This window comes from uncultured Aquincola sp., assembly GCF_964001545.1.
Classification (GTDB): Bacteria; Pseudomonadota; Gammaproteobacteria; order Burkholderiales; family Burkholderiaceae_C; genus Aquincola.
The window spans coordinates 1-4,696 of the sequence record NZ_CAXFDV010000509.1; the positions used below are offsets into that span (position 1 = coordinate 1).

Genomic DNA, 4,696 nt, shown 5'->3' on the forward strand with positions numbered 1-4,696 from the left:
CCAGGGCTTGATCAGCGTGCCGGTGGTGACGATGGCGCCGGCCGGAATGGACAGGACCTGCTCGGCGGCATGGCGCCAGAAGTGCTGCATCGAGACCAGCGGGTCGGTGCGGTCGTCGCCGGCCAGCGCGGGGCCCACCACGTCGCCGTGGTGCAGCAAGGTGGCCGGTGCCTGCAGCAGCGGTGAGGCCACCCCCTGCGGCAGTTCGTCGCCCAGGATGAAGGCATGGAAGCCGGCGTTGTCGCCGATGAAGCTGGGCACGCCCACGGCCTTGCGGTCGACGAAGCGGCTGCACACCACCTCCACCGCCAGGAAGGCGGCGTCGAGCATGGCCGTTGCGTCGAAGGCCTCGGTGGCCGGCTGGCAGGCGCGGCCGAAGCGCACCGCCACTTCCACTTCCACCGTGAAGAGCGCGCCGTTGGGTGGCGCCGCCAGCACCGCGCCCGACTTGTGCACGCAGGGCTCACGCAGGTAGCCGTACACCGGGGCGCCGTGCGGCGCGGCCTTCAGGCCATTGACGCTGGCGCCGGCGATCTTCCAGCCGGCGCAGCCGTCGGCCAGGCGGCGCTGCAGCGCGGCCTGGATGGCGTAGCCGGCCTGCACGTCGGCGGGCCGCTCTTCGGGCGGTAGCTCGGTCAGCCGGTGGCGGCGGCGCCAGGCGTCGGCCAGCCGCTGGGCGGCCGGCTCGGGGTTGAAGGTGGAAGGGGCTGCAGGGGTGATGCTCATGGGCGGGGCTCCGTCGCGATGGGCGGCGTTTGGGCCGCAGCCGCGGGCCGGGCCTGCGGCGACTTGAAAGTGTGCCTGCGCAGGAAGTTGACCAGGTCGTCCACGTAGGTGAACACCACCGGGATGACCAGCAGGCTGAGGAAGGTGGAGGTGATCAAGCCGCCGATGACCACGATGGCCATCGGCGCGCGGAAGCTGGGGTCGACCCCGATGCCCAGCGCGATGGGCAGCATGCCGGCGCCCATGGCCACCGTGGTCATCACGATGGGTCGGGCGCGCTTGTGGCAGGCGTCCAGCAGCGCTTCCCAACGCGTCATGCCACGGTCGCGGCGGGCCACGATGGCGTATTCCACCAGCAGGATGGAGTTCTTGGTGGCGATGCCCATCAGCATGATCATGCCGATCATCGACGGCATGGTGAGTGCGGTGCGGGTGATGAACAGCGCCAGCGCCGCCCCCGGCAGCGACAGCACCAGCGCCGCCAGGATGGTGACCGGCTGCACGAAGTCCTTGAACAGCAGCACCAGCACGATGTAGATGCACAGCACGCCGGTGAGCATGGCCAGCGCAAAGCTCTGGAACAGCTCGCCCATCGCCTCGGCATCGCCCACCGCGGTGACGATGACGCCCGGCGGCAGGTTGCGCAGGCTGGGCATGGCCAGCGCCTGCTTTTCCACCTGGCCCAGCGGCACCTGGTTCAGCTCGATCTCGAAGTTGATGTTGCGCAGCCGGTCGTAGCGGCCGATGACGGCCGGGCCGCTGCCCATGCTGATGTCGGCCACGTTGCCCAGCATCACCGGCCCGCGCGCGCCGGGAATGGCCAGGCGGGCGATCAGGTCGGGGTCTTGCCGGGCCTCGTCCTTCAGCTTGACCAGCACCGGCACCTGACGCTGCGACAGGTTGAGCTTGGGCAGGTTCTGCTCATAGTCACCCGCGGTGGCGATCCGCAGCGTGTCGGCAATGGCGGCCGAAGTGACGCCCAGGTCGGCGGCGCGCGCCGCATCGGGCCGCACGATCAGCTCGGGCTGCACCAGGCTGGCGGTGGAGGTGATGTTGCCGATGCCGGGGATGGTGCGCAGGTCGGCCATCACCTTGCTGGCATGGGCGGCCAGGGTGTCGCCGTCTTCGCCGGCCAGCACCAGCACGTACTTCTCCGATGACGACCCCAGGCCCACCTTGAAGCGCGCGCCCGGCAGCACCGACAGCGCCTGCCGGTACTGTTCTTCCACCGCCTGCTTGGGCAGGCCGGGCCGCTCGCTGCGCGGGGTGATGTTGAGGGTGAGCGTGGCCTTGCGCACCTGGGCCGCGCCGGCCGGCGCAAACGGGTCGCCGCCCGAGCTGCCGCCGCCCACCGCGGTGTAGATGAGCTGGGTGTGCGGGTTGCGCTGCACGATCTCGCGTGCCTGCTCGGCCACCGCCACCGTCTGCTTGAGCGTGGCGCCGGGCGGCAGCTCGATGCTCACCTGCGTCTGCGACAGGTCGTCGGGCGGCATGAAGCCGGTGGACAGCAGACCCATCAGGCCCAGCGAGCCGAAGAAGAACACGATGGTCATCAGCGTGGTGAGCACGCGGTGGCGCAGGCACCAGCCCACGGTGGCCATGTAGCCGCGCATCACGCGGCCGTCGCGTTCTTCGTGGTGGCCGGCGCGCAGGATGTAGGCCGACATCATCGGCGTGAGCATGCGCGCCACCACCAGCGAGGCGAACACCGCGATGGCGGCCGTCCAGCCGAACTGCACGAAGAACTTGCCCGGCACGCCGCCCATGAAGGCCGTGGGCAGGAACACCGCGATCAGCGTGAAGGTGGTGGCGATGACGGCCAGGCCGATCTCGTCGGCCGCCTCCATCGCGGCCTGGTACGGCGTCTTGCCCATGCGCAGGTGGCGCATGATGTTCTCGATCTCGACGATGGCGTCGTCCACCAGGATGCCCACCACCAGCGACAGCGACAGCAGCGTGACCACGTTGATGCTGAAGCCCAGCAGGTGCATGCCCGCGAACGCCGGCAGGATGGACAGCGGCAGCGCCGTCGCGGCCACGAAGGTGGCGCGCCAATCGCGCAGGAACAGCCACACCACGATGACGGCCAGGATGGCGCCCTCGTACATCAGCCGCATCGAGCCCTCGTAGTTCTCGACCACCGGGTCGACGAAGTTGAAGGCCTCGGTGATGGTGATGTCGGGGTGCGCGGCCTTCAGCGTCTCCAGCCTGGCGCGCACGCCGTCGGCCACCGCCACCTCGCCCGCGCCGCGGCTGCGGGTGATCTCGAAGCCCACCACCGGCTTGCCGTTGAGGAAGGCGGCCGAGCGCACCTCGGCCACGCTGTCGCGCACGCTGGCAATCTGGTCCAGCCGCACGCGGCGGCCGTCGGACAGCGGCACCTCCATGCGGGCCAGTTCTTCGGCCGTGGCCACGGTGGCGATGGTGCGCACCGATTGCTCGGCGCCGCCCAGGTCGGTGCGGCCGCCGGAGGCTTCCTGCTGCACCTGGCGCAGCTGGCGCGACACGTCGGCCGCGGTGGCATTGAGGGCCAGCATGCGCGCCGGGTCCAGCTCCACCGCCACCTGGCGGGTGACGCCGCCCACGCGCGAGACGGCGCCTACGCCCGGCACGCTGAGCATGCTCTTGGCCACGTCGTGGTCAACGAACCAGGACAGCGCCTCGTCGTCCATGCGGCCGGAAGCGACGGTGTAGGTGAGGATGGGCAGGCCCGAGAGGTTGATCTTGGAGATCACCGGGTCGCGCAACTCGCCGGGCAGGTCGCTGCGGATGCGGGCCACCGCGTCGCGCACGTCGTCCACCGCCTCCTGGGTGTTCTTCTCGAGCCGGAACTCCACCGTGGTGCTCACCAGCCCATCGGACACCGAGGTGTAGATGTGCTTGATGTCCTGCAGCGTGGCGATGGAGTTTTCCAGCTTGCGGGCGACCTCGGTCTCCAGCTGCGCGGGCGAGGCGCCGGGCAGCGAGGCGGTGACGATCACCATCGGCAGGTCGATGTCCGGGAAGTTCTGGATCTTCATCGCCCGGAACGACATCAGCCCCGCCAGCGTGAGCATGACGAACAGCAGGATGGCCGGCGTGGGATTGCGGATCGACCAGGACGAGACGTTGATGGCCATACGGGCTTCTCTGCTTGTCTAGACGAGTGGGCTCAGCGGGACGCGGCCGATGCCGGCGCTGCAGGCGCGGCACTCACCACGCTGACGATGTCGCCATCGGTGAGAAAGCCCACGCCCTGCGCCACCACGCGGGTCTGCGCGGTGAGGCCGCCCAGCACTTCCACCTGGTCGCCCAGGCGGCGGCCCAGCTGCACCTTGACCTGGCGCACCCGCCAGTCGTTGCCGGCCACCTGGCTTTCCAGCGCAAACACGTACTGGAAGCCATCGCGCAGCGCCACCGCCGATTGCGGCAAGGCCAGCGCGGGCGTGGCGCCCAGCTGGAACTCGCCGCGCGAGAACATGCCCGCGCGCACGGTGGACGAGGCGCCGGCCTGCGCCGAGGTCAGGTCGACGTACACCAGGCCGTTGCGCGTCTGCGCATCGACAGTGGGCGCCACCATGCGCACGGTGCCTGCGGTGCTGCTGCCATCGGGCAGCTGCAGCGTGGCCTTCATGCCCGGGCGCAGCTGCGAGAGTTCGGCCGCCGTCACCTCGGCGCGCCACTCCAGCCGGCCGCCGCGGATCAGGCGGAACAGCTCCTGGCCATTGCCGGCCACCGCACCCACCGTGGCCAGCCGGGCCGAGATCACCCCATCGTCGGGCGCGGTGATGGTGGTCTTGGCCAGGCGCAGCTGGTCGCTCTGCAGCCGGGCGCGCTGGGCCAGCAGGCGGGCCTGGGCGGTCTTCTCGGCCGTCAGGTACTGGTTGATCTGCTGGGCGCTGATGGCGCCGGTGGTCTGCAGCTGGCGGGCGCGCTCGGCATTGGCCTGCGCCTCGGCCAGCGTGGCCTCGCTTTCGGCCAGCGCGGCGCG

Annotated in this window: 3 protein-coding genes; all 3 read right to left on the reverse strand. The window is 70.5% G+C overall.

The genetic code is table 11. From position 1 onward, the window contains the following. A partial coding sequence (locus ABNT58_RS17280) for a hypothetical protein (RefSeq protein WP_348754683.1) occupies nt 1–726 on the reverse strand: 726 nt, incomplete at its 3' end. Further along, on the reverse strand, nt 723–3,845 hold the full coding sequence (locus tag ABNT58_RS17285) for an efflux RND transporter permease subunit (protein WP_348754684.1): 3,123 nt from the start codon (nt 3,843–3,845) through the stop codon (nt 723–725). The genes ABNT58_RS17285 and ABNT58_RS17280, both read right to left, overlap by 4 nt. A 32-nt stretch (nt 3,846–3,877) precedes the next feature. Then, on the reverse strand, nt 3,878–4,696 hold an 819-nt coding region (locus tag ABNT58_RS17290), incomplete at its 5' end, for an efflux RND transporter periplasmic adaptor subunit (protein ID WP_348754685.1).

Coding starts and splice junctions, on each gene's coding strand:
- ABNT58_RS17285 (WP_348754684.1), bottom strand. CDS start 3,845: ATGGCCATCAACGTCTCGTCCTGGTCGATCCGCAATCCCACGCCGGCC.